Genomic DNA, 25,835 nt, shown 5'->3' with positions numbered 1-25,835 from the left:
TCTCAGCACAGTATAAGTTCTATTGACGTATGGCTGACTGCCGATAATAGCTATCGTTGTCGACGTCCCATAACGTCATATGATTACCCCAAACACATCCAGTGTCCAATCCGATCGTCCTTGGGTGCGATGTTTCACCCATTAACGCAGCCCAGTGACCGAAAGCCACACGATGATTACCCCGGAAAAAATCGAACCACGGTCGTAAGTCGTTATTGTTAACGTCGTTAGGATGCGTTTTTACAGAAAAATCCAATTCTCCGTTAATCGAGCAATAGCGCATTCTTGTAAATGCATTAACTATAAAACGGTATCGGTCAAAGCCGCTAAGACTTGAGTCCCATTTCTGCGGCTCGTTACCAAACATTGCCTTGATAAATGTACTGAAGTCCTCACTTTTAAGGATTTGTTCTACCTCAGTTGCATGCGTGCAGGCTTCCACGTCGGTCCACCAGGGATAAAGACCGGCATGGCTAATAAACAGGTTATGTTCCCGGTTAGAGTGGCATAACGGCTGGTGGCGTAGCCAGTCAATCCAATCCAGCTTACGCCTGGAAGCGACAACTGCATCAAGCTTGTCTTTCGGGTTAATCTTGCGCTGGCCAAGTAATACACCAATAAGATTTAAATCATGATTACCCAACACGGAGCGCACTGAGCCAGTAGGCGCGTCAGCGAAAAACCTTAACGCCTCAAGCGAGTCAGGACCCCGCGCGACGATATCGCCGACACACCAAAGCTGATCGTTTGAGAATGAAAAACCTACTTTATCGAGCAGTTGCATCAGCTCGCGGTAACAGCCTTGAATGTCGCCAACGACGTATAAACTCATGATTAGTGGATAATATTTGGAATTGCCAACCTAAACGATGGAATTTCTACCTTAAAATGGCAGCCATCGGCATCGACCATCAAATAATGACCCTGCATGGTTCCTATTGGTGTGGCTAATACGGTACCGCTGGTGTAACTGAAGGATTCTTCAGGCTTGATCAATGGCTTTTGTCCGACAACGCCTTCGCCCGCAACGCGAGTTACTTTATTATCGGCGTCAACAATGCGCCACTCTCGACTCAACAGTTGCACACTGCTATTGGCATTATTGGCGATAATAATGGTGTAGGAAAAAACATACTGCCCATTTTCCGGAACCGATTGTGCGGCCAGGTATTGTGTAGTGACTGTAATGTCAACTTTGTTGGTTTCACTCATGGGGATTTTTCTGATCGGTTAAATAGTTAGCCATAGCACAATAATCTGCCACACTCAGCGTTTCGGGTCGAGCGCCCGGATCAATACCTAACTGATTAAGTTGCGTTTCGTTTAATAAACCTTTTAGGTTATTGCGAATCGTTTTCCTGCGCTGATTGAATGCTTGCAGACAAAGAGCATGCAGTTGTTGCCTGTCTTTGACAGGCGTTGGGCTTTCGCTGTAAGGCTCAAGTCGTACTACAGCTGATTCCACCTTAGGCGGAGGATTAAAGGCTCCCGGGGGAACATTAACAACCGCAGTGACGCGGCAGGCTTGCTGCACGGCAACGCTGATACGCCCATAGGTTTTAGAACCGGGTTCGGCGGCCAGGCGGTCGACGACTTCTTTTTGCAGCATAAAGTGCATGTCTTTGATGCGGTCAGTATATTGCAACAAGTGAAAAATTAGTGGCGTAGAAATATTGTATGGCAGGTTGCCGAATACCCGCATTGGCTGTTCCGGGTTTACAAACTCGTTAAAGTCAATTTTCATCGCGTCGCCACGCGTCACGGTTAGTTTTTCCCGCAAAAAAGGATGCGACTCAAGTCTGTCTGCCAGATCGCGGTCAATCTCAATAACGTTAAGGTGATCAGTGCGGTCCGCTACGGGCTCGGTTAATGCGGCTAATCCCGGGCCAATTTCTACAAGGTTTTCGCCATGTTGTGGATTAATCACATCGACGATTTGTTCGATGATGTTCTGGTCATGCAAAAAATTCTGACCGAAGCGCTTACGGGCACGATGACCCAGGTGCGTTTTACTCATTGTGTGATGCTCTTACCATATCGATAGCGGTATTGATTGCTAATAGACAACTGCCGGAATTAATATCGCCGGAGCCAGCCATGTCCAGTGCCGTGCCATGATCCACCGAGGTTCGAATAAAGGGTAGTCCAAGGGTAATATTAACGGCGTTGCCGAAGCCTTTGTATTTTAGTACAGGTAGTCCCTGGTCGTGATACATAGCAACGACAGCTGCAGCATCGTCCAGATATTTGGGCTGAAATAAGGTGTCAGCCGGTAATGGCCCAATCAAGTTAATGCCTTGTTCACGTAGCTGCTCGAGTACCGGCTCGATAACTTCAATTTCTTCACGCCCCAGATGACCGTTTTCACCCGCATGTGGGTTTAGGCCACAGACAAGAATTTTGGGGTTAACTTCAGCAAACTTATTGACCAGGTCATGATGCAGAATGGTTATAATCTGCGTTAGTCGTTCTGGTGTTATCGCTTTGGTCACATAAGCTAGCGGAATATGTGTCGTTACCAGCGCTACACGAAGGCCTTCGGTCGCTAGCATCATCACTACATCATTGCGGTTAGCCTGATTAGCGAAAAACTCTGTGTGGCCTGAAAAAGCGATGCCGGCATCGTTAATGATACCTTTATGTACCGGGCCTGTTACCACCGCATCAAATTCGCCACTCAGATTGCCCTGGCTTGCCCGGGTTAGCGTTTCTACCACATATTGCCCATTGGCTACATTCAGTTGGCCCGCAACCGCCGCTACTGCCATCGGAATGTGCTCAACCAAGATCGTGCCAGCCGGACTAGGAGTTGTTGGCCTATGCCCTTTATATTCCTGGATAGTGATGGGCAGTTCTAGCTGCTCGGCACGGGCTTGTAACAAGTTTTTATCCGCACAAACGACAATCGCAGCAGGCCATGCCTGCTGCGATATCATGATGGCTAGGTCAGGACCTATGCCGGCGGGCTCGCCGGGCGTGAATACTATAACGGGTAACATCTATTCACGCGTCTACTGAACCACTCTACGGACATAGGCGCGGTCACGGATTTCCTGTTGCCAGTTATCCAGTTCCTCGCGATATTTACGTGCAAAAATCATCTGATAGGCACGGTCCTGTTTGCTTTCTTCGGTTGCATCCAGGGTACGGCGATCAGTGACTTCGACGATGTGCCAGCCAAACTGGGTTTGGAACGGCTCACTAATTATGCCCTGTTCAATAGTCTCTACCATTTGCTTAAACTCTGGCGCATAGCGGTCTGGCCGAGACCAGCCTAAATCGCCACCGCGAGAGGCTGAACCGGGGTCGGCTGAATTTTCCCGGGCTAGCTCTGCAAAGGTCTTTTCGCCTTGCTGCACTTGTTCACGAAATTTAGTTAACATTTCTTTGGCGCGCTTGTCCGACAAAATGACTGACGGCTTGATAAGTATATGGCGAGCTTTAACTTCCTGAACTTCGACTTTTTGTTCGCCACGTTTATCTGCGACTTTAAGGATGTGGAAGCCTACACCGCTGCGCAAAGGTCCTACAACTTCGCCAACTTCTTTACCTTGAACAACGTCCGCGAACAGCGTTGGCATGGTGTTTTCTGTCATCCAGCCTAAATCACCGCCATCAAGGGCGTTACTGCCTGATGACGAGCGAATGGCTAAGTCGGCAAAGTCCTGGCCTTCTTCCAGTAACTCTAAAACTGCTTCAGCACGTCGTTTGGCTGTTTCTTGTTCTTGTTGTGACGCATCTGATGGACTGGCAATCAATATTTGGCTTAAGCGATATTCAGTGCGCGTCTCGCTATTTGACTCGATTAACTCGACCAGGTTGTTAATTTCCTGCGGCGTTATGCTAACCCGACGCTGAACCGCTGCACGTTCTACCTGTGAGGTAATAAGTTCATTGCGAATTTGCTCACGAAACGTTGGCCAGCTAATACCATCGCCAGTGACTTGTGCACGTAATTGATCAACGCTTAATTCTCGTTCTTGCGCGACACGGGTAATTGCTTGTTCAAGTTGAGATTCACCAATTTCTACACCCATACGCTCGGCCATCTGCAATTGGAGTTCCTGCAAAATCAGCCGCTCGGTTACTTGGGTTTCTAATACTTGCTCAGTGGGTGCATTTGCATCTTCAAAATTATTGCCACTTTTGACTTGCTGGATCATCTGGTCAATTTGGCTTTGTAAGATAACACCTTCATCGACGATGACTGCCACACGGTCAAGCGTCTGCTGTGCGTGGGCTGGCGCCGTGGTGATAACGCTAAGCGCTACGCTTGATATCGCCAAGACGAGAGTCAACAAATATTTCATTATACCTACCACTAGTTACTAAGATAAAAAGGCCGACGATAACCATAAATACTCTTTTCGAGCATATCAATTAAGCTATTGCTATCGGACGAAAGCCCGCTGATGATAAATTGCAAACTGACGCCGTTATCAAATTGTGCCGGGTTGCCTGCCGCCTGCATAGCAAATGCTGAGCTTGCGGATTCTAAATCGCGATTTATGCGGCGGTATGCTGACACACGTAGCGCCCAACAACAACTACTGTATTGTACCCCGAGTATAGCGTCATTGACGCGATCATTACTCAGGTCGTAATACACATTAGCAGCAACCTGCCACTGATTACTCAGCTGCCAGACTGCCTGGGTTCCCATCTGCTCAATGTCAGAATTAAGAATGTTAGTTGCTTTGCGATGGTTTATTTGCACCAAATTTTTATTATCGAGCCGATACTCTAAAGCGGTCTGACTCTTACGCGTACGGTTAAGTTCCGTATCGTACTGTATTGAGCTACGCAGGCTCCAGCTAGAATCTATAGCCCAGTTAATATCACCGACCCATTCAGAGTTACTGGAGGTAACCTGAGACTGGCTATCTAAGAGTTGTGTTCGGCTGTCATCAAAATAATAAATTTGGCCCAGGCTCAGGCGCAGGCGCTCACGTTCATTCTGATCAAACAAGCTACTACTGACGCCATAGGTAACTTGGTTAGCTTCTGCAATTCGGTCCAGTCCCGAAAAACGCTGTGCCCGGAACAGGCCGTTGTAGTCATCCTGCATCAGCGTGGTATCGTAGATGCCGATATTTTGTTGGTTTTCGTATGGTACAAAAAGGTATTGAATCTGAGGCTCCAATGTCTGGCGGTACTCATTACCATCCTGACTAAAATAGCGCTCTAAATTTAGGCGTCCTCTAAGCCGGGCACGAGGGAGAGCACGAGTGACTTCATCCTCCAAAGCCGGGTTATCATTTTGTTGACGATAATGAGTTACCAGGTAACTGACTTCCGCTTCAGCATCAAAGGCGGGTTCTTCGAACCAGTAATTCAGAGACGGAGCAGAGTGAATTCGCGTCGCATAATTGCGCGTGCGAACTTGATTCTGGAAATAGGTCAGTTCGTTGTACCAGTCCAGGCTCAGGCCCTCTAACTGATTACTTTGATAATTCAGGCTGAGTTGGGGCAACGTTCGGTAGGGGCTGCGAAACTGACCCAACAGTTCGTAATCTTCAGTGCGCATTCGCAGGTGCCAGTTACGCTCCACATAATCCAGCTGTGCAACTCTATATAAATGAGTGTCGGCACGCCCGGCAAACTCACTACCAAAGTCATTCAGGTAGTTATCGTCGCTTATCTGGGTGACATCCAGATAGGCGCTCCAATGTTCATTAAAGCGCGCGTTATGATTCACATGCCATAAATACCGATCGGCATTATCAACGCGAGCATCATCACTGGGTAGATAATTAACGTTAACCTGCCCGGCGTGATCGGCAAACAAATATCTATACTCAGTTTTTAACATCACACCCCGCTCACTCATGAGCACTGGTGCAACGGTCGCGTCCATGTTGGGTGCGATATTAAAATAGTATGGTGCTTCCAGCTCAACACCGTTTAGTGATGACGAGTCAATGGTGGGGTATAAAAAGCCCGACTTACGATTCTCGGTAACAGGAAAAGTAAAATAAGGCAGATAAAATACAGGGACGTCAAAAAGTTCGAGCTTCGCCCCCCAGGCACGGCCAAAATCACTTTCTTCATCAATCTCAATTCTTTCTGCAGTAAGCTGCCAGGCTGGGTTATCTGCCGGGCACGTGGTAAAGCTGGAACCTAACAAATTAACGTGTTGGGGAGATATCTCTAATTGCTCTGCCTGACCCCGTGCATTGGTGGTCGACATCTCATACTGGGTCTGCCGTAATTTTGCGACTTCGGTACCGCCATCAAAATTGAAGGATTCACCATAGACGTTGATATAGCCGTCAGTGAAGCGAACACCACCTGTTGCATCAATCACGTTCTGTTGTTGATTGATTTGCGCACTCTCGGTAAACAGCCATTGATTATTGCGGCGAATAATAACGTCACCGCCAAAGTTCGCGCGTTCGTTATCAAAAATTTCCGCATCGTTTGCCGATACTTTAATGACGTCTTGTGCTAGTGGTTCTGCTGACTGTATTGCTTTAAAGTCAAAAGCTGCCGTTGTTGGAGGACATAGCGGTGCAGGCTCTTGCGCGGCAACTTCTGTGACAAAGGCCGATGGTAGCAAGCAAAAACTAAGCGCAGCGATAGACGAGAATTTATTGCAAACAGGCAAAGGTGGATCCGTTTAATTATTGTAAGGCTTTAATATTTGTCTTGTTCGGGTGCTATGATATAGCAATTTTTTAGATTCCGCCATTTGCGCAAACGCAGATTATGCATATAAGGTGGACACTCGCGTGACATAAGGGGGAGTGCTTGGAAGATAAACGACAACGTAGCCTTAAAGCTTGGTGTGAGGCTCAAACTGGTACCGCACAACCCGCCCTGGAGGTTGTTTCTGGCGATGCAAGTTTTCGACGATACTTTCGTGCTACCGATGGTCGGCAGAGTCTAATTGCGGTGGATTGCCCGCCGGATAAAGAGGATATGACGCCTTTTATCGCGGTGGCAGACGCCTATCAGCAAGCGGGCGTGAAAGTCCCCTCGGTATTGGCTGTGGACCAGCAGCACGGGTTTATGCTGCAAGCTGACTTCGGGCAAATTTTATTGCTATCTAAACTTCATCCGCGCAATGCCCGCCAGTATTACCAACAAGCACTGCAGATCCTGCCGCGTATTATGCAGGTAACAACGACTCAAACAGGGCAACTGCCATTATATGATCACGCATTGCTCAAGCGTGAACTTGAACTATTTAAAGAGTGGTTGTTAAAGACTCATTTATCGCTGTCCTGGAACGCCGACGATGAAGCCGTTTGGTCAGCTTTTAGTGACACTATGATCGACAATGCGCTGAACCAGCCTCAAGTTGGCGTTCATCGCGACTATCATTCGCGCAATATCATGGTTCTGGCTGATGACGAACTGGGTATTATTGATTTTCAGGATGCCGTGAAGGGTCCGATAACCTACGATGCAGTTTCGCTACTGCGTGATTGTTATATCGAATGGCCGCCAGCAATGATTGACGAGTTGTCGTTGAATCTGCGCGAGGAATTAATAGCACAAGACTTGTTGGCAGCCAGTATTGACGAGCAACAGTGGCAAACATGGTTTGATTATATGGGGCTTCAGCGTCACACCAAAGCAGCCGGTATTTTTGCTCGCTTAGCGCATCGAGATGACAAGCCTGGTTATCTGCAGGATGTCCCGCGTACGCTGGGTTATCTAAAATCGGTTGCCAGCCGCTACGCGGAGCTATCTGATTATACCCAGTGGTTATCAGAGCGTGTCATTAAGCAGTGGGAGCTTAAGTAGTGAAGGCTATGGTGCTGGCAGCCGGACGCGGAGAACGTATGCGTCCATTGACGGATGAACTACCCAAGCCGTTATTATCGGTCAACGATAAACCCTTGATTGCGTACCATTTAGAAAAGCTTGCAGCCGCGGGTGTCACTGATGTGGTTATCAATCATGCGTGGTTGGGTGAAAAAATCGAGCGCATGTTGGGTGATGGCAGTCAGTGGGGGGTGTCGATTACCTATTCTCCGGAGCCTGAGGGTGGGTTAGAAACCGCGGGAGGCATTATTAAGGCTTTGCCGACGCTGGGTAGTGAACCATTTTGGATTATCAATGGTGACGTTTGGACTACCATTGATTTTAACCGGCTGCCGCGCCATTTAGGCCGCGATGATATGGCACACCTGATACTGGTGGATAACCCAGCGCATAATAAAGCAGGTGACTTCGGTATAGAAAACGGACGGTTGCGGGCAAAGTCGGCAGACAATGGCAGTTACACCTATGCCGGCATTGGCTTATTCAGGCCACAATGGTTTAGTGGCCTGCCGGCGGAAAAGCTAGCCTTGCGGCCGCTGTTTGAGCAAGCGATAGCAACGGATAGTTTGGCCGCCACGTTATTAACAGATTGTGACTGGTTTGATATTGGCACGCCACAACGACTGGCCGCATTAGACAGTAAATTAAGAGGTGCAAATGATTTGGGGTAAAGTCATCGGTGCATTAGCCGGCTATCTGTTTTTACGATTGCCCGGAGCTATTATTGGTGCCGTAATCGGTCACTGGTTTGATCGCGGTATGGCGCAAGACTTCACTCGCAAGGGCGGTTTTGGTCAGTTTATGTTTGGTGCGGATAAAGCCGCCGAAGACGCAAATTTTCTTTATACGCTATTTGCGGTAATGGGCCACGTCGCCAAAGCAAAAGGACGGGTGACAGCTCAGGATATTGCGCAAGCGAGCGCGCTGATGGAGCGTTTACGTTTAAGTGATGACGCGCGCGTTGAAGCACAGCAAGCATTTCGAGAAGGCAAAGAAGCTACCTTTCCTTTGCAGCAGGTGGTAAAAGACTTTAAGCAGGCGTTTTACGGCAACCGCGACGTGTTGCAGCTGTTTATGGAGCAACTCATGGCACTGGCACTGAATGACGGCGTGTTGGATAAAGCAGAACATGACGTGTTAGTGACCGTTGGTAAAACACTTGGTTTTACCCGTTTTCAAATAGACCAGTGGCTGATGATGCAAAAAGCCGCTTTTCGTTTTCATCAACGCCATCAGCAACAAGGCCACAGTGGTGGTCGTGCTAAGACAGCAAGTGCTGATGACATAAAGGATGCATACGAAATACTGGGGGTTAAAGAGAGCCAGTCTGATGCTGAAATCAAAAAGGCTTATCGCAAGTTAATGGCACGTCATCACCCGGATAAATTGGCGTCTAAAGGATTACCAGAAGAGGTGATGAAAGAAGCACAGGCGCGGGCACAGGATATACAGGCTGCTTACGATACAATCAAGCAGAAACGCGGGATGCGCTAAAATCCGTGATATTTCAACCAGCCTTTGAGTGTACTGCGTAGTTCGGCGGTAGCAAGCGTGGAGTTACTTAATAACTGTCGTTGCCGATAGTTTACTTGCTGATATTTTTGGCTGTACTGGCGACGTAACGGTTGTGCGTTTTTAATCCAGCGATTGCCACTATTACTGATAATATCAAGCACCGGTAATTGCAGTTGGGCCAGCTGACGGGATACGGCCTGATTCAGTTGCAGTTGTGGCAAATATAAGTCGATCACCACCAGTGCGTCAGGCATCAACTCTGGTTCAGCTGAAATGAGCTTGACGGCTATAGCGGCAGTTATTCCCTCTACTACCCATACGGTAAAGCCCGGTTCATTATCAAACTCTCTTGTCAGGCGCTGAACACGCTGCTTGAGCGCCTCGCGGTGCGGCTCAAAAAACGCCTCGTCAACAACCTCAGGAAATACTGAATTAGCTTGCGTAGTGGCTAATTGCGATCGTTCAATCGTTAACACCGGCGGCACTAAAGCCCAGCTGTGCCAGCCCAAATCGGGGCTATCAGCGTAGACACCCTGAATAAGGTTTGATTGCAATGGGTGCAGGTGCCAATCGGGCAGGCTGACAATTTGTCCGCGTGGGAAACTGGCCATCGGCTCTTTGTAAAGTGCCAGGTAGCGGGTGTTGCTATCAGCATCGTTGCCCGAACCAGCATCAGCGTTTAGCCAACGCACTTGGTCGGGCGGTAAATAGCGCTGCAAATCGTCGTTAGCGTGACCGGTCAGACTAACGAGAGCAACTGCAACGAAGGTAATTATAAGCGGTATTTTCATGCCTTAATTATCGGCACTAAACGATGGGACTTGAGCGATGTTGTTGGTTAAAACGGCGTCGGGCTGATAAACCGAATCAATTGCTCAGTTTGCGGGTGTGCTACTCGAAGCTCATGTGCGTGCAGTAACAGACGGGATGCGAGAGCAAATGCCTGGGGGCAAGCATAAAATTTATCGCCCAGAATGGGTGTTGCCAGCGCTTGCATATGAACGCGTAACTGATGTGAACGACCGGTGACAGGAGTTAGTTCAACACGCGAACAATCGTCCTTGTGCTCAATAACTCGATAGCCTGTTTGACTGGCGCGCCCGTTAACATAGTCAATTTGCTGACGAGGGCGATTGGGCCAGTCACAAGCTAGCGGTAGATCAATAAACCCGCGTTTTGCAGGTAGTTTACCCTGTACCAGAGCATGGTAGACCTTGTGCGTAGTGCGTTGTTGAAATTGGCGGCTTAAATGACTTTGTGCCGGCTTACCAATAGCAAACAACATGATACCCGACGTCGCCATATCGAGTCTGTGTACGAGCTTTGCTTCGGGGAGTACGCGTACCACACGACTGTAGACCGAATCATTATGTTCCGGGGCGCGACCCGGAACACTAAGCAGCCCGCTGGGTTTATCAATGACCAGTAGCTGCTCGTCACGATAAAGAATCCGCAGATAGGGAGTCTGCGGAGGATCATAGTTAAGCAGCGCCAAAATAGTCGTCCATTAAGGCTGATTGAACAAAATACGGATAGAAAATAACGACAGACTGGCTTGCTGCATGACCTCGAGTAACGCGTTACTGCGCTGCTCTATAGCATCAATTTCGTCCTGGCGCACGGCCGGATTGTGCTGTTGTAGTTCGATTAACCGTTGTTTTTGCCCGGCCAATTGCTGACGCGCTTCTTCACTGGCTTCGGTGATACGCTGGTTGCGCCATGCATCTGCATGCGGTTGTTGCTGCTGAATAAAGCCCTGCGCCGTATCGCGTAATTGTTTTACAATTTGGCGGGCTGTTTTCTTGTCGATAAAAGTAGCCTGTTGGGTTAGCGCATCGCGAGGCACTTTGTCGGTAAGATTTCGGCCCTGGCTATCCAATAAAATACGTAGCCGTTGTTGGGGGTAATATTCCTGCACCCCTAATTTACGTGGGGCCGTAACTTCGCTGACATAGTCAAGCTCTACAAACCAAGCACCCGCAGGCAAGGCGGCGTTCTGTAGCTTGGCTACACAGACACTACCAAAATCTTCTGTTGTTAGTAGCTCGATAGCCGCCTGCACGTGGGGGTGGTCCCAGCTAAGGAATTCGATGTCCTCGTAGTTTAGTGCGGTATCACGATCAACCGTAATGGTCATGCCGTCTTCCCGCAACCCGGGAATTGCCGGCACCCGCATGTGCTCGCTGGGACGAACAAATAACCGATGTTCATCAAGCACTTCGGTGGTTACGCCAAAACGATCCCAGAATGCTTCCATAAAGTCGTACAGGCTGTCGGGATCTGCTTGCTGTTCTATGCTGGTAATCAGTTGTTGCGCAATAGCGGGGCGACAGGCATTCAATTCCTGTAACTTGTCCCGGCCGGCTTCTGCATCGGCGGTAAGTTGTTGATGACGCTGTTTCGTTTGCTGCAATAACTCGTCAGGCAGCTCCGCCGCGGTCGTCATCGCTTTCGATAATTGCTCTTTAAACTCGTCGTAAACCTGTCGACCAACTGGGTTGCACTGCTCAAACGCATTCATTCCCTGGTGATACCAAGGTAACAATAAGGCCTCGTCTGATTCCTCCAGATAAGGCACGTGAATGTGAATATCGTCTTTTTGACCGATGCGATCCAAACGGCCGATGCGCTGCTCAAGTAAGTCGGGATTTGCAGGCAGATCGAATAAAACCAGATCCTGGACAAACTGGAAGTTGCGCCCCTCACTGCCGATCTCAGAGCAAAGCAATATCGGGCTTCCGTCTTCGGCTGAGGCAAAGAATTCTGCGGCGCGGTCGCGTTCCAACAACGACATACCTTCATGAAAAACTGCAGCATGAATACCGGCCAATACCCGCAACGCTTCTGATAAATCGAGCACGTCATCAGCATGGTGACAGATCAGCAGTGTCTTTTTAGGTTTTTGGCTTTTTAAGAATTCTAATAGCCAACTCACTCGGGGATCTTCCAACCACCACGGCTCGCCGCTTTCCGGTGTGTAAGCGGGCAGTTGATGAACATGCAGATGTCGGGTTGGAAAACCGCCAACGTGTTTGCGACGATTTCGGAACATGACCCGGCCGGTACTATGACGATCTAACAATCGATCCAGTTGGTCGCCTGATAATTTTTCAGCTTCGCTGGCCAGCTGTTGATAGTGACGTTGCTGCTCGGTAAAGGATTCCAGCGAATCAAAGCGGTTGGGGTCTAGTAGCCGTAGACGATGGAAGTGGCCTTCACTACCTTCTTGCTCAGGGGTGGCAGTTAGTAATAATACATCATTGATGGTTTCAGATAAGCGCTGAAGTTGTTCATAACCTTGAGTTTCTGGTTGCATATGATGCGCTTCGTCAACAACGAGCAGGTCAAATTCGGCACTGAGCAAGGCCTCTTGCCAACGTTGCTGAATAACAAAGTCAGTGCTGACGATAATAAGCTGCTCAGCAAAAAAAGGATTGTCGTGCTCATCCTGAAGCTGTTCACAGCGCTCATCATCAAACACACTAAAAGTCAGCGCGAAGCGGCGGCGCATTTCTACCAGCCATTGATTTCTTAATGACTCCGGAACCACCACTAGTACGCGTTGATCGCGACCCGTTAGCAACCGCCGTTGCATAATCATGCCGGCCTCAATGGTTTTACCCAAGCCAACTTCGTCAGCAAGAAGTACCCGTGGGTGATAACGTTCGGCGACGGTATGGGCTACATAAAGTTGATGTGGCAACAGCCCGACACGTGCGCCAAACAGACCGGCAACCTCACTTTGCTGCCATTTGGCGTAATATTCACTGGCCTGGTTACGCAGTAAATACAAATCGTGGCGATCGGCGTTACCCGCGACTAAGCGTGTCAACGCCGGGTTTATAGCTATATGATGAGACAGTTGGGACTCGGGTACCATTACCTCGCTACCATCGTCCAGACGCTCGCCAAAATAAATTAGCAGGCCGCCCTGCTCTTTGACTTCAGTGATAGTGAAGGACCAGTCCTCAGCATGGTGTGCTTGCTGGCCTTCGCTTAACTGCAGTCGGGCCAGAGGCGCGTCATTACTCGCATAGATGCGGCTTTCACCATTGCTGGGGAACATCACGGTTATCTGGCGACCATCAATTTGTGTAATGATGCCCAATCCCAGGTTTGTTTCTGTTTCGCTTAACCACCGTTGTCCCAGACTATAATCGCTCACTCTTCATCCTTACTGCTGACCCGTTAGAAGGTCGCAAATGGTAAAGGCCACGCGCTAAAAAAACAATCATGTCATCACGCTGTCATCAAATTTAGTCTAAGCTGTAAAAAAACGATAACGATAATAACTGACGCTAACAAGGTGACGTGATGAGCCCAAAATCCATGCCTGATAACACTCTTAAGTCGTTTGTCCTCGATACCAACATCCTTTTGCATGATCCGCTCGCATTTTTAAACTTCGACGAACATAACGTGATTATTCCTATGGTCGTGCTGGAAGAACTCGACAATATCAAAGACCGCCACAAAGACGTTAGCCGCGAAGCTCGAGTCGCTATTCGTTCATTAGAGGAGGTTTTAAAAGAGGCAAGCCCGGAACAAATAATAGCCGGAGTGCCCTTAACTCGAGTACACGGTGATCATCAGGCCAATGGCACCCTGGCTATTTTTCCGGATTATCAACTGGAGCAAAATGAATCGGTGCTGTCGCTAAAAGAAAATGACCATCGCATTATTCAGGCCGCACTCGAAATTCAGCGCACTCAGTCGCCCGCGGACGTGATCCTGGTCACGAAAGACATCAATATGCGCCTAAAAGCAAAGGGTGCAGGCATGCGCTATGTCGAAGATTATCGTACCGATCAGCTGATTGACGATATTCGTTTGCTAACCAAGGGCTTTTACGAATTTGAAGGTGATTTTTGGGCGCAGGTAAAGGATGTTTCTACCCAACAGGAGGGGCGTGATGCCTATCACACGGTGTCACGGAGTGTGTTGCCGCAGGTCTTTCATAACGAGTACATTGTTGATGACACGCACACCTTTGCCAGCCGAGTCGATAGCTACGACGACGTCAGTGTGACGCTGCAGGATCTGGGTTACGACCGCATGATGGCTTATAATGCATGGGGCGTAAGACCTAAAAATATTTATCAGGCGATGGCGCTGCATGCGTTGCTTGATACGCATATGGATATGGTGGTATTAACCGGTCCGGCGGGTTCAGGTAAAACCTTGTTAGCCTTATCGGCCGCGTTAGAGATGGTGGTGGAGCAAGGGATATACGAGAAGATTATCGTAACGCGAAACACCCCTGAAATAGCAGAATCGATTGGTTTCCTGCCGGGTACTGAAGAGGAAAAAATGGCGCCCTGGCTGTCCGCGATTACTGACTCGCTGGAAGTATTGCACCGCCATGACGAAAGTATGGACTCCAGCCTGAATTACATCATGAAAAAGGCTAATATTCAGTTTAAATCGCTCAACTTTATGCGCGGGCGCAGCATCCAGAATGCGGTGGTAATTCTGGATGAAGCGCAGAACCTGACCGCATCTCAACTTAAAACTCTGATTACCCGTTGTGGTGAAAATACCAAGCTAGTGGTGTCCGGTAATTTAGCGCAGATCGATAGCTATTACTTAACTGCCGTTACCTCTGGTTTAACCTACATCGTGGAGCGATTTAAAGACTACCCCGGTAGTGCCACGATTAACCTCAATGGTGTTGTCAGGAGTGCTTTGGCAAAATTCGCCGAGGAACATTTATAAGTTAGTTTATCGCAGCAGTGCGGTACTGACCGTTGTCGATATAAAACTGACTTTGCGATGCAATTTGGCCGGCCGGCATCTGTGCTGGCCCTGCCACTTCAACTAATACCATTTTCGTTCCCTCAACAGTGATAATACTGTCATCAGGCTGTGGTGCCATTGCGATGGCGAACAGTGCATGGCCGGGCAAGTAGACGATGGCCATTTTTGCCGACGGAATAATAGGTCGCAGCAACGATGACATTAAACTGGCTTTGCTATCACAGTCGCCCTGATTGTAAAAAATCACTTGGTTGGGAGGAAGAAAGCCATCGCCGCGGTTATGGATACCATCGTCGAGCGCATTGTAAGGAATGGCCTGTATAAACTGTGCGATAAAGTCGGTATAGCCGCGCCGACTGTTGTCTCTTAAAGTCTCGCCAATAGCATTAACCAGTGGATTAAACAGCGGCTCTTGTTGGCGTGCGATAGCGACGGCATCAGGAATAATACCTTGTTCCCCCGAGGGCAGGGTTAGGTGGCGGTAGTAATTGCTTTGTAAGTAATCTTGCCAACGCTGTCGGTAATATTGGCGAAGGCGTTCTGCTTGTTGTCGATAGCGCTGTTGCTGTTGGCTATCGCGAGCTTCGCGAACGTTAATGCTTAATTGTTGCTCTCGTGGTGCTAGACTAACTTCCACACCGCGCCAGTTTTGTTGCCGAATGTAGCGATTAAGCTGTTGAAATAATTCGCGGTTTGCGCGCTTTTTGTTGTAGTTTCTGAAACGCTTAAACGGAGCCAGGAACTCTGTCTGATTAACTTCAAACTGGAGCGTTCTGGGTTGGCTGTTAGAGGGTTGCCAGGTATATGAAAAGTTTGTGTCGTCGCTGTCAGGGAGTTGGCTACGTTCAAAGACGAGCTGTTGGGCCTTGGCACTGACCGCAACGAGGCAGAAAACAACAAACAGCGCTGTGGCCAATCCGTTAAACATTAAGCAGGACTGGCCAAAACGCATCGTGATTAGAACTTCATTTCGGTAATGGGGCTTTCTTCAAACTTCAAATCGATTTGATATTCTACGCCACCGGCACGGACAAAGAAGTAAGTCTTATCGCGTTTGAACAATTCTTGTAGCGAGACGATCTTAACGCCGGGGCGACGCTCCTGACCCCAGTCAGACATCTCCACGCCGGAGCGTGTTACTAAGATATTTTTGTACCGCTCATTGGTAACGAGTAACAGTTTTTTGTTCTCGTCTTTCAGCATGATGGTATTGCCCGTTAAGGTGTAAGGTTCTTCATTACCAAACACGAGGTTACTCCTTCCAAAAGTTATAGGCGATACTATAACGAAATATTAAAGATTAACCAACATGACGTCAATTAGACACCAGTCGTATTAGTCATTAAGTTGATTTAGGTAGTCCTCAACGATCAATAGTGCGGCGGTACTGTCGACTTTTCCCTTGTCCAAATTGCGAAAGCCGCCACGATCGAACAGTTGCTCTCGTGCCGCTGTCGAGGTTAGTCGTTCGTCCTGAAACTTTACAGGTAAACCAAAGCGCCCGTGTAATCGGTTGCCAAATTTACGTGCGCGGGCTGTTAATGGCTGCTCTGACCCATCCATGTTCAGCGGCAATCCCACCACTAACTGTTGTGGCTGCCACTCCTTAAGCAGTTTTTCTATAACAGTCCAGTCCGGAATGCCTTCTTTGGCTTTTATTGCGGTAAGTACCGAAGCCGTGCCAGTCACGGTTTGACCCACCGCGATGCCAATACTTTTGGTGCCAAAGTCGAAACCCAGCAAGGTCATGCGTGGCCTACGTCCGGTCCAAGTTGCCAGACATCGAAACCGAGTTTTTCAGTGGCTTTTTGCCAGCGGTCTTTTACCGGCGTGTTAAAAATAATATCGGGGTCGGCAGGGATAGAAAGCCAGGCGTTTTCTGCCAGTTCTTTTTCCAATTGGCCGGCCTCCCAACCTGCGTATCCCAGTGTCAGGAGAAATTTTAACGGCGCTGCTGATGAACCCAGTGCTTCTAAAATATCCCGCGAGGTAGTAACCATGATGTCATCACTTAACTTAAGGCTGCTGCGCCAGTTTTCCTGGGGCGGATGGATGACGAAGCCTCGCTCTTGACCTACAGGACCACCCTGATAAACCGGGCCCTGAAGAGATGCAGTTGCATCGGGATAAATAATTTCGAGCTTATCTAACAAACTATCGACATTCAGATTGGCAGGTTGATTAATAATCAGCCCCATCGCACCGTCCTCGTTATGCTCGCAGATATACGTCACGCTGCGCTTAAACAACGGGTCATCCATTGTTGGCGTAGCAATTAAAAAGTGATTCTGTAAGCTTTCCATCGGTGACTCCTTAACATTCGATAGTTTAAATATCGGTACGATGGCAATAATTTCAATGCTTATTCGCTAGTTTTTCATCGATGGCTGCAAATAGCCTGGCGGCGATGTTTATGTCATAGGCCGCTTCAATCTCGCGCATACAGGTGGGGCTGGTTACGTTTATCTCTGTGACCTTGTCTCCGATAACATCCAGCCCAACCAACATTAACCCTTTAGCTTTTAGCGTGGGTCCTATCGCCCGCGCGATTGCCCAGTCTGATTCTGACAGCGGCTGCGGGCGACCACTACCGCCTGCGGCTAAATTACCCCGTGTTTCGCCAGCCGATGGTACGCGAGCCAGGGCATAGGGCATGGGTTCACCGTCCACAATCAAAATACGCTTATCGCCGTCCTTGATGGCTGGCAGGTACTTCTGTGCCATCGCGTAACGCGTGCCTTTTTGCGTTAACGTCTCGATAATAACGCCCAGGTTAGAGCCGTCACGGCCGACTTTGAATATCGACGCTCCACCCATGCCATCAAGCGGTTTCATAATAACCTCACCATGGGTTTTATGAAATTCACGCAGCACGTCGCTGTTTGCGCTTACCAGAGTGTCAGCGATGTGTTCAGCAAACCAGCTGGTATAAAGTTTCTCGTTACAATCGCGCAAGCTTTGTGGATTATTTACGACCAGCGCACCGTCGCGTTCTGCCAGCGAAAACATATGTGTGGCATATAAAAACTCGCTGTCGAAAGGGGGATCTTTGCGCATCATAATAACGTCGAAATCACCAAGCCGGACACGCTCGTCTTCACCCAGCTGATAAAAGTCAGTAACTTGGTCAGTCACCTTAACTTTGCGGGTAACGGCATAGGGTGTGCCATTGTCGATGAGTAGGTCGCCCATCTCGACGTAATAACATTGGTAGCCCTGTGTCTGAGCCTCCAACAACAAACGAAAACTGGTATCTTTAACGGTTTTAACGTCCGCAATGGGATCCATCACCATGGCAAGCTTTCTCATTACAGTATCCTTTTAATGCAAAGTTCGTTAGGCCAGGTCACCTAATTCATATTGGATAACACTTAGCGCGGTCAACGCTGCCGTTTCGGTTCTTAAAATACGCGGGCCTATTCGTATCGGTTTAAACTGGCCGCGTTTGGCTAAATCGACTTCTGCTTCAGTAAAACCACCCTCGGGCCCAATCAGCAAGGCAACTGACGCTGGCTGGTCAGCACCGGTTAGTTGGCGCAGTGGTAGCGGCGCATAAGGGTCGAGTGTCAGTTTTAAATCGGCGGTAACTTGCTGCACAAAGTTTGCCACCGTCTGAGCTGCGTGCACCACCGGTACACGGCTTCTGCCACACTGTTCACATGCGGAGATGACGACCTTTTGCCATTGTTGCTGTTTCTTCTCTAGTCGCTCACCGGTAAGCTTAACGCCGCAACGGTCGCTAAACAGCGGGGTGATCTCCGCAACGCCCAGCTCAACGGATTTTTGTAAGGCAAAATCCATCCGGTCACCGCGTGAGATTACCTGGCCTAAGTGAACACTTACTGTTGACTCAGAGTCGTTACTCTCTACCGCAACAACACGCGCCGATGCACTGCGTTTATCGGCCTCCAGCAATTCAGCCTGATAATCATTGCCATCGCCATTAAACAGGCATACCGGCTGTTCGTTGCTCATCCGCAGCGCCTTTACGCTGTGCTGAAATGCATCGGCTGAAAGTTTAACCTGATCACCAACAGCAAGGTTGCCCGGATGAAATAGTCGCGGAATTCGCATCAATTCTTCTCTTGTGTAGTGGACTTTTAGACGTCCAGAAGTAGAAAAAGTTTTACTGATCGGTTACATTAGCATCTTAGTACTATTAGCTTTAATCAAAATAAAGGAATGAAGGGCATATGTCACGTCACCTGTTTACTTCAGAGTCTGTTTCTGAGGGACATCCGGACAAAATTGCGGATCAAATTTCTGATGCCGTTTTGGATGCAATTCTTACCGATGATCCTCGTGCTCGGGTTGCCTGTGAAACATACGTTAAAACGGGCATGGTGCTGGTAGGCGGCGAAATATCAACCAATGCCTGGGTTGATATCGAGGAGCTTACCCGAAATACCATCAAAGACGTAGGTTATGTGCATTCAGACATGGGTTTTGATGCTAATTCGTGCGCGGTATTAAACGCCATTGGTAAACAAAGCACGGATATCAACCAAGGTGTTGATCGAGACCACCCTGAAGAGCAGGGTGCCGGTGATCAGGGCTTGATGTTTGGTTACGCTTCAAATGAAACGTCGGTGTTGATGCCGGCGCCGATTACCTATGCTCATCGAGTGGTACAACGCCAGTCTCAGGTGCGCAAAGACGGCACTTTGCCGTGGTTACGACCGGATGCTAAAAGCCAGTTAACCTTTGTTTATGAGAACGGCAAGCCTGTTGCGATCGACACGGTGGTGTTATCAACGCAGCACCATGAAGATATCTCTCAGGCGCAGTTAAAAGAAGCTGTGATGGAAGAAATTATCAAACCGGTTCTGCCGCAGCAGTGGGTCAGTAAAGACACCAAGTTTCATATCAACCCAACCGGGCGCTTTGTTATCGGCGGCCCTATGGGCGACTGTGGCCTGACAGGACGTAAAATCATTGTTGATACTTACGGCGGTATGGCACGTCATGGTGGTGGCGCGTTCTCGGGTAAGGATCCGTCTAAAGTTGACCGCAGCGCTGCCTACGCGGCGCGTTACGTTGCCAAAAACCTGGTTGCTGCCGGGTTGGCTGAACGATGTGAAATTCAGGTTTCGTACGCAATTGGTGTAGCCGAACCAACCTCTATTAGCATTGATACCTTTGGCACCTCACGCCATGACGAGGAATCGCTGATTGCGCTGGTGCGCCGACATTTCGATCTGCGCCCTTATGGACTAATAAAAATGCTGGATTTAGAGCGCCCCATTTATCGCGCAACATCAGCTTATGGTCACTTCGGTCGTGATGAATTCCCATGGGAGCAAACGGATAAAGCAGAGCAGTTGAAAGCCGATATTTGATCGGCTTTTGGTTCACACTATCTGTTCATAAAAAACGCATTAAATTTGCTTGTAACCCCCGAAATGTGGACAATACGCGCTCAAACGTTTGCTTGTCACCTTTTGGGGGTTTTTCATGTCTGATCGTCGTCATCTCGCCAACGCCATTCGTGCACTCAGCATGGATGCGGTACAAAAAGCTAAGTCAGGTCACCCGGGTGCGCCCATGGGTATGGCTGATATTGCCGAAGTACTGTGGCGTGATTATCTAAAACATAACCCCAACAACCCTAACTGGGCCGATCGTGATCGCTTTGTGTTGTCTAACGGCCATGGCTCGATGCTGATTTACTCGTTGCTGCACCTTAGTGGTTATGACCTGAGTATCGATGATTTAAAGCAATTCCGTCAGTTACATTCTAAGACTCCCGGTCACCCCGAGTATGGTTACACACCGGGTGTTGAGACCACCACCGGTCCCCTAGGTCAGGGCATTGCCAACGCCATCGGCATGGCGTTAGCCGAAAAAACGCTGGCTGCACAATTTAACCGTGACGGACATGACATTGTAAACCATCACACCTATACCTTTTTAGGTGATGGCTGCTTAATGGAAGGCATTTCTCACGAGGCCTGCTCGTTAGCAGGTACGCTGGGACTGGGTAAACTAATCGCGTTTTACGATGATAACGGTATCTCCATTGACGGCGAAGTCGAAGGTTGGTTTACCGATGATACCGCCAAGCGTTTCGAGTCTTATAACTGGCAAGTTATCCGCGACGTTGACGGCCATGACGCCGCAGCTGTTGCCGACGCAATAGACAAGGCTCAGGCAAACACTTCTCAGCCAACATTGATTATTTGCAAAACCGTTATCGGTTTTGGCTCCCCCAATAAACAAGGTTCAGAGAGCTGCCACGGTGCACCATTAGGCGATGACGAAATTGCCGCCACGCGCGACCAGCTCGGTTGGAACTATGGACCGTTTGAAGTTCCTGATGATGTTTATCAACAGTGGTCTGCGAAAGATCGCGGCGATGCAATTGAAGCTAGCTGGAATAAGCGTTGGGTTGCCTACGAACAAGAGTTTCCCCAGCTGGCAGCAGAATTAAAGCGACGCCTAAATGGCGAGTTGCCGGAAGATTTTCAGCAGCACGTTGCGGCTTATGCGAAGCAACTACAAGATAACCCCGACCATCCGGCAACGCGCAAAGCGTCATTAAATACGCTGAATGAGTTTGCACCTAAACTAACTGAGTTGTTAGGTGGCTCCGCCGATTTAGCCGGCTCAAACCTGACTTTGTGGGACGGCGCTAAAGGGGTTACGGCTGATGATGCGAGTGGTAACTATGTTTACTACGGTGTGCGTGAGTTTGCGATGTCGGCAATTATGAACGGCATCACACTGCACGGCGGCTTTAAGCCGTATGGTGCAACCTTCCTTATGTTTATGGAATATGCACGTAATGCTGTTCGTATGGCGGCATTAATGAAGCAGCCATCGATTTTTGTTTACACGCATGATTCGATTGGTCTGGGTGAAGATGGCCCAACGCACCAGCCGGTAGAACAAATGGCAAACCTGCGTTTAACCCCAAACCTGAATTGCTGGCGCCCTTGTGACGCGGTCGAAACGGCTGTTGCATGGGGTAATGCGATTAGTAGTAACCACGCACCAACAGCATTGGTATTCAGTCGCCAGGGGATGCCACAACAGGAACGTGATGAGCAACAATTGAATGACATCAGCAAAGGTGGCTATGTATTAAAAGATTGTTCAGGAACACCTGAACTGCTCTTGATTGCGACCGGCTCTGAGGTTGATATTGCGGTGCAGGCAGCGGCACAGTTAATCGACAAAGGTCATAAGGTTCGCGTAGTATCGATGCCATCGACTGACGTATTTGACCAGCAAAGTGCGGAATACAAAGAGCAGGTGCTGCCTGCTGCGGTTAGCCGTCGCATTGCGATCGAAGCGGGTATTGCTGATTACTGGTATAAATATGTTGGCCTAAATGGTGCTGTTGTAGGTATGAATAGTTTTGGTGAGTCCGCGCCGGCTGCCGATTTATATAAACACTTTAACATTACCGTTGAAGCAGCTCTTGAACACGCACAAAAAATGCTGGGGTAAGATGTGAGCGTACGCATTGCTATTAATGGCTTTGGTCGCATCGGGCGTAGTTGCTTGCGTGCGCTTTACGAGAATAATTATCGTGAGAGCTTCAGTGTCGTGCTGATTAATGAGCCGGCGCCGGCAGAATCGATGGCGCACTTATTAAAATACGACTCCAGTCATGGCCGCTTTAAGTTTCCGGTAGCAGACGCAGGCGAGATATTAACCGTAGCCGGCGATAGCATTGCGCTAACTCACGAGACCGAAATAGAAGCCATTGACTGGGCTGAACACGCCGTCGATATCGTTATTGATTGCACCGGCGTGTTTGGTAGCCAGGCAGATGGGCAGCGGTATTTGCAACAGGGCGTTAAACGGGTGTTGTTTTCTCACCCCGGCACACCGGATGTTGATTTTACAGCCATCTATGGCATCAATGACGATGAGCTGACCTCAAACCATAAAGTGGTCTCTAACGGCTCTTGTACGACCAACTGTATTGTTCCGGTTATCAAGCTTATTGACGATGCGTTCGGCATCGACTCCGGGGCTGTGACCACAATCCATTCAGCGATGCATGATCAACAGGTGATAGATGCTTATCATCCTGATTTGCGCAGAACCCGGGCGGCGGGGCGTTCGATTATCCCGGTCGACACCCGACTTGCACGTGGTATCGAGCGGATTATGCCGCATCTCGAAGGTCGTTTTGAAGCGATTGCGGTGCGCGTGCCTACCACCAATGTTACGGCAATGGATTTAAGCGTTACACTCAACAGTGACGCGTCGCTGCAAGACGTTAACCGGGTGATTAAAGAGGCTGCTCGCAGTGGTTTAAAGGGGATTATCGACTACACCGAAGAACCCTTGGTTTCGATTGATTTCAACCACGACTCACACTCCAGCATTGTCGATGGAACGCAGACGCGGGTTAGTCATAAGCGCTTAGTAAAACTGTTGTGTTGGTGCGATAACGAGTGGGGCTTCGCAAATCGCCTGCTTGATACCACTAACGTGATGATCAACACACTGAATTAAGAGGACAAACCATGTCAGTTTTAGCGATGGCGGATTTAGACCTTAACGGCAAAAAGGTATTAATTCGCGAAGACCTTAACGTACCGGTAAAAGACGGCAAAGTCACCTCTGATGCACGCCTGCGGGCCGCACTACCAACCATCAGGTTAGCCTTAGAAAAAGGCGCAACTGTGATGCTGATGTCGCACTTAGGCCGCCCCACCGAAGGGCAGTTTGATGCGGCTTACTCAATGGCCCCGGTGGTCGATTACTTAGCTGCTGCGCTGGATGTGCCGGTGCGTCTGGAAAACGATTATTTGAACGGTGTAGAGACCACTGCCGGTAGCGTGGTGGTATTCGAAAACGTGCGTTTCAATGTCGGCGAAAAATCAAATGATGATGCGTTAGCAAAAAAATTAGCGGCACTTTGTGACGTTTACGTTATGGATGCATTTGGCACCGCGCATCGCGCTCAGGCGTCAACTCACGGCGTGGCAAAGTATGCGCCAATTGCCTGTGCCGGGCCGTTGTTGGCAAACGAGCTGGATGCCTTAAGCAAGGCATTGGATAACCCGAAGCGTCCGCTTGTCGCTATCGTTGGCGGCTCAAAAGTGTCGACCAAGCTGACCGTACTAGAGTCTTTGTCTCACGTTGTCGACCAACTGATTGTCGGCGGTGGTATTGCTAATACGTTTATTGCTGCGGCCGGGCACGATGTCGGTAAATCATTGTATGAGCCTGATTTAATTGCTGAAGCGCGACGCTTGATGGAACAGGCACAAGCGAATAATGCTGAAATTCCGTTACCAACAGATGTTGTTACGGGTAAAGAGTTTAGCGCTGACACTCGTGCAGAAACAAAGCCCGTTACTGAAATCGAAGAAGACGACATGATTTTTGATGTCGGCCCCGATACGGCAAATATGCTGGCTGAGAAATTAAAAACTGCCGGTACCATTGTTTGGAATGGACCCGTTGGTGTTTTTGAATTTGAGGCGTTTAGTAACGGCACCGAAGTGATGGCGAATGCGATTGCAGATAGTGATGCATTCTCTATTGCCGGCGGTGGTGATACGCTGGCAGCAATTGACCAATATGGTATCGCTGATAAGATGAGCTATATATCCACTGGCGGTGGCGCTTTTTTGGAGTTTTTGGAAGGCAAAAAGCTACCGGCAGTAGAAGTTTTAGAACAGCGCGCGAAAGACGCTTAACAGAACCGAATAATAAGGAGTTATATCATGGCCCTTGTGTCACTTAGACAAGTACTGGACCACGCCGCGGAGAACGGCTACGGTGTGCCAGCGTTTAACGTTAACAACCTGGAACAAATGCGCGCGATTATGCAGGCCGCAGATAAGACCAACAGCCCGGTTATCGTGCAGGCGTCAGCTGGCGCGCGTAAATATGCCGGTGCTCCATTTCTGCGCCATCTAATGGAAGCGGCTACCGAAGAATGGCCACATATCCCTGTGGTTGTACACCAGGACCACGGCACTTCGCCAGCGGTATGTCAGCGTTCAATCCAATTGGGCTTTACCTCGGTTATGATGGATGGCTCGTTGCTGGAAGACGGCAAAACACCAGCAGACTACGACTATAACGTACGTGTAACCCAGCAAGCAGTAGCTATGGCGCACGCATGTGGTGTATCGGTAGAAGGTGAGCTCGGTTGTTTGGGTTCGTTAGAAACAGGTGAAGCTGGTGAGGAAGACGGCGTTGGTGCTGAAGGTAAGTTATCGCATGAACAGCTGTTGACCGATCCGGAAGAAGCTGCTGATTTCGTCAAAGCAACCCAGGTTGATGCATTGGCAATCGCCTGTGGTACTTCTCATGGTGCTTACAAATTTACTCGTCCACCAACGGGTGACATTCTTGCCATTGACCGCATTAAAGAAATTAACCGTCGCATTCCAAATACGCATTTAGTGATGCACGGTTCATCTTCGGTACCGCAAGACTGGCTTGCCATTATTAATGAATATGGTGGTGAGATTCCCGAAACTTATGGTGTTCCTGTTGAGCAGATCCAAGAAGGCATTAAAAACGGTGTTCGCAAAGTCAACATCGATACAGACTTGCGCCTAGCTTCGACGGGGGCTATCCGCCGCCACCTGGCAGAAAATCCGTCTAACTTTGACCCACGTAAATTCTTTACTGCAGCAACTGAAGCCATGCAGGAAATTTGTGAAGCACGTTATTTGGCTTTTGGTTGTGAAGGTCAGGCGAGCAAAATTACACCGATTTCTCTTGAGACAATGTTTAAACAATACGAAAACGGTGATTTGAAGGCCATCGTAAAGTAACGTAAACTTTGCAAAAAATCACTTAACGTTAGT

General features: G+C 48.9%; 24 protein-coding genes. 9 read left to right on the top strand and 15 right to left on the bottom strand.

The window, feature by feature from the left end:
- Positions 1 to 19 precede the first annotated feature (19 nt).
- The 6 genes from KZ771_RS08910 to lptD are packed head-to-tail and all read right to left on the bottom strand — an operon-like array spanning position 20 to position 6,607.
- The gene (locus KZ771_RS08910) at positions 20 to 832 is read right to left on the bottom strand and encodes a symmetrical bis(5'-nucleosyl)-tetraphosphatase (RefSeq protein WP_290572825.1); all 813 of its coding nucleotides are present in this window, start codon (positions 830 to 832) and stop codon (positions 20 to 22) included.
- Between the two features lie 2 nt (positions 833 to 834).
- Positions 835 to 1,212 carry a Co2+/Mg2+ efflux protein ApaG gene (gene apaG, locus KZ771_RS08905; RefSeq protein WP_290572827.1) on the bottom strand — a complete coding sequence of 126 codons (378 nt, stop codon included), beginning with the start codon at positions 1,210 to 1,212 and terminating at the stop codon, positions 835 to 837.
- On the bottom strand, positions 1,205 to 2,017 hold the full coding sequence (gene rsmA / locus KZ771_RS08900; protein WP_290572829.1) for a 16S rRNA (adenine(1518)-N(6)/adenine(1519)-N(6))-dimethyltransferase RsmA: 813 nt from the start codon (positions 2,015 to 2,017) through the stop codon (positions 1,205 to 1,207). Before rsmA ends, apaG begins: the two co-directional genes overlap by 8 nt.
- Complete coding sequence (gene pdxA / locus KZ771_RS08895) at positions 2,010 to 2,999, bottom strand: 4-hydroxythreonine-4-phosphate dehydrogenase PdxA (RefSeq protein ID WP_290572831.1); 990 nt, start codon at positions 2,997 to 2,999, stop codon at positions 2,010 to 2,012. Before pdxA ends, rsmA begins: the two co-directional genes overlap by 8 nt.
- A gap of 12 nt (positions 3,000 to 3,011) precedes the next feature.
- Positions 3,012 to 4,310, bottom strand: a complete 1,299-nt coding sequence (surA, locus tag KZ771_RS08890; protein ID WP_290652998.1) for a peptidylprolyl isomerase SurA — start codon at positions 4,308 to 4,310, stop codon at positions 3,012 to 3,014.
- Between the two features lie 11 nt (positions 4,311 to 4,321).
- A complete protein-coding gene (lptD, locus tag KZ771_RS08885) occupies positions 4,322 to 6,607 on the bottom strand; it encodes an LPS assembly protein LptD (RefSeq protein ID WP_365996475.1) in 2,286 nt (761 codons plus the stop codon).
- A 143-nt stretch (positions 6,608 to 6,750) separates the two neighbouring features.
- Here lptD and KZ771_RS08880 point away from each other — a divergent pair, with 143 nt between their 5' ends.
- From KZ771_RS08880 to djlA, 3 genes are read left to right on the top strand one after another with little or no spacing between them, the layout of a single operon-like run.
- Positions 6,751 to 7,752 (top strand): phosphotransferase, encoded by a 1,002-nt coding sequence (locus tag KZ771_RS08880; RefSeq protein WP_290652996.1) that lies wholly within the window; start codon positions 6,751 to 6,753, stop codon positions 7,750 to 7,752.
- Positions 7,752 to 8,444: an N-acetylmuramate alpha-1-phosphate uridylyltransferase MurU gene (gene murU, locus KZ771_RS08875; protein ID WP_290652994.1), complete on the top strand. Its 693-nt coding sequence runs from the start codon at positions 7,752 to 7,754 to the stop codon at positions 8,442 to 8,444. The genes KZ771_RS08880 and murU overlap by 1 nt, the downstream gene beginning before the upstream one ends.
- Entirely contained in the window at positions 8,431 to 9,267 is an 837-nt protein-coding gene (gene djlA / locus KZ771_RS08870) for a co-chaperone DjlA (protein ID WP_133539870.1), read from the top strand. The genes murU and djlA overlap by 14 nt, the downstream gene beginning before the upstream one ends.
- Here djlA and KZ771_RS08865 read toward each other — a convergent pair.
- The 3 genes from KZ771_RS08865 to rapA are packed head-to-tail and all read right to left on the bottom strand — an operon-like array spanning position 9,264 to position 13,453.
- Positions 9,264 to 10,079: a DUF3530 family protein gene (locus KZ771_RS08865; RefSeq protein WP_133539871.1), complete on the bottom strand. Its 816-nt coding sequence runs from the start codon at positions 10,077 to 10,079 to the stop codon at positions 9,264 to 9,266. The genes djlA and KZ771_RS08865 overlap by 4 nt on opposite strands.
- 47 nt (positions 10,080 to 10,126) lie before the next feature.
- Entirely contained in the window at positions 10,127 to 10,783 is a 657-nt protein-coding gene (locus KZ771_RS08860; RefSeq protein ID WP_133539872.1) for an RluA family pseudouridine synthase, read from the bottom strand.
- Positions 10,784 to 10,795: 12 nt separating this feature from the next.
- Positions 10,796 to 13,453: an RNA polymerase-associated protein RapA gene (rapA, locus tag KZ771_RS08855; protein ID WP_133539873.1), complete on the bottom strand. Its 2,658-nt coding sequence runs from the start codon at positions 13,451 to 13,453 to the stop codon at positions 10,796 to 10,798.
- A 164-nt stretch (positions 13,454 to 13,617) separates the two neighbouring features.
- Here rapA and KZ771_RS08850 point away from each other — a divergent pair, with 164 nt between their 5' ends.
- Complete coding sequence (locus KZ771_RS08850) at positions 13,618 to 15,003, top strand: PhoH family protein (RefSeq protein WP_133539874.1); 1,386 nt, start codon at positions 13,618 to 13,620, stop codon at positions 15,001 to 15,003.
- A 1-nt stretch (position 15,004) separates the two neighbouring features.
- Here the strand turns inward: KZ771_RS08850 and KZ771_RS08845 are convergent, their stop codons facing one another.
- The 6 genes from KZ771_RS08845 to KZ771_RS08820 all read right to left on the bottom strand — a co-directional run bounded on the left by KZ771_RS08845 (position 15,005) and on the right by KZ771_RS08820 (position 19,119).
- Positions 15,005 to 15,997, bottom strand: coding sequence for a hypothetical protein (locus KZ771_RS08845; protein WP_290652992.1), 993 nt, complete (start codon positions 15,995 to 15,997; stop codon positions 15,005 to 15,007).
- 5 nt (positions 15,998 to 16,002) lie between these two features.
- The gene (locus KZ771_RS08840) at positions 16,003 to 16,293 is read right to left on the bottom strand and encodes a hypothetical protein (RefSeq protein ID WP_133539876.1); all 291 of its coding nucleotides are present in this window, start codon (positions 16,291 to 16,293) and stop codon (positions 16,003 to 16,005) included.
- 87 nt (positions 16,294 to 16,380) lie between these two features.
- Positions 16,381 to 16,794 (bottom strand): Holliday junction resolvase RuvX, encoded by a 414-nt coding sequence (gene ruvX / locus KZ771_RS08835; RefSeq protein WP_133539877.1) that lies wholly within the window; start codon positions 16,792 to 16,794, stop codon positions 16,381 to 16,383.
- Positions 16,791 to 17,348, bottom strand: coding sequence for a YqgE/AlgH family protein (locus tag KZ771_RS08830; RefSeq protein WP_133539878.1), 558 nt, complete (start codon positions 17,346 to 17,348; stop codon positions 16,791 to 16,793). Before KZ771_RS08830 ends, ruvX begins: the two co-directional genes overlap by 4 nt.
- Positions 17,349 to 17,400: 52 nt before the next feature.
- Positions 17,401 to 18,354: a glutathione synthase gene (gshB, locus tag KZ771_RS08825; RefSeq protein ID WP_133539879.1), complete on the bottom strand. Its 954-nt coding sequence runs from the start codon at positions 18,352 to 18,354 to the stop codon at positions 17,401 to 17,403.
- 27 nt (positions 18,355 to 18,381) lie between these two features.
- Positions 18,382 to 19,119, bottom strand: a complete 738-nt coding sequence (locus KZ771_RS08820) for a 16S rRNA (uracil(1498)-N(3))-methyltransferase (protein ID WP_290652990.1) — start codon at positions 19,117 to 19,119, stop codon at positions 18,382 to 18,384.
- Between the two features lie 119 nt (positions 19,120 to 19,238).
- Here KZ771_RS08820 and metK point away from each other — a divergent pair, with 119 nt between their 5' ends.
- From metK to fba, 5 genes are all read left to right on the top strand, one after another.
- Positions 19,239 to 20,384, top strand: coding sequence for a methionine adenosyltransferase (metK, locus tag KZ771_RS08815; protein ID WP_133539881.1), 1,146 nt, complete (start codon positions 19,239 to 19,241; stop codon positions 20,382 to 20,384).
- A gap of 115 nt (positions 20,385 to 20,499) precedes the next feature.
- Positions 20,500 to 22,497, top strand: a complete 1,998-nt coding sequence (gene tkt, locus KZ771_RS08810; protein WP_290652988.1) for a transketolase — start codon at positions 20,500 to 20,502, stop codon at positions 22,495 to 22,497.
- Positions 22,498 to 22,500: 3 nt separating this feature from the next.
- Positions 22,501 to 23,517: an erythrose-4-phosphate dehydrogenase gene (gene epd / locus KZ771_RS08805; RefSeq protein ID WP_290652986.1), complete on the top strand. Its 1,017-nt coding sequence runs from the start codon at positions 22,501 to 22,503 to the stop codon at positions 23,515 to 23,517.
- An 11-nt stretch (positions 23,518 to 23,528) separates the two neighbouring features.
- A complete protein-coding gene (locus tag KZ771_RS08800; RefSeq protein ID WP_290652984.1) occupies positions 23,529 to 24,710 on the top strand; it encodes a phosphoglycerate kinase in 1,182 nt (393 codons plus the stop codon).
- Between the two features lie 27 nt (positions 24,711 to 24,737).
- Positions 24,738 to 25,802, top strand: a complete 1,065-nt coding sequence (gene fba / locus KZ771_RS08795) for a class II fructose-bisphosphate aldolase (protein ID WP_290652982.1) — start codon at positions 24,738 to 24,740, stop codon at positions 25,800 to 25,802.
- The last annotated feature ends 33 nt before the right edge of the window (positions 25,803 to 25,835 follow it).

Source organism: Idiomarina sp. (assembly GCF_019431395.1).
Classification (GTDB): Bacteria; Pseudomonadota; Gammaproteobacteria; order Enterobacterales; family Alteromonadaceae; genus Idiomarina.
The sequence above is the reverse complement of the archived record's forward strand: the minus strand, read 5'-3'. Positions and strand labels throughout refer to the sequence as shown.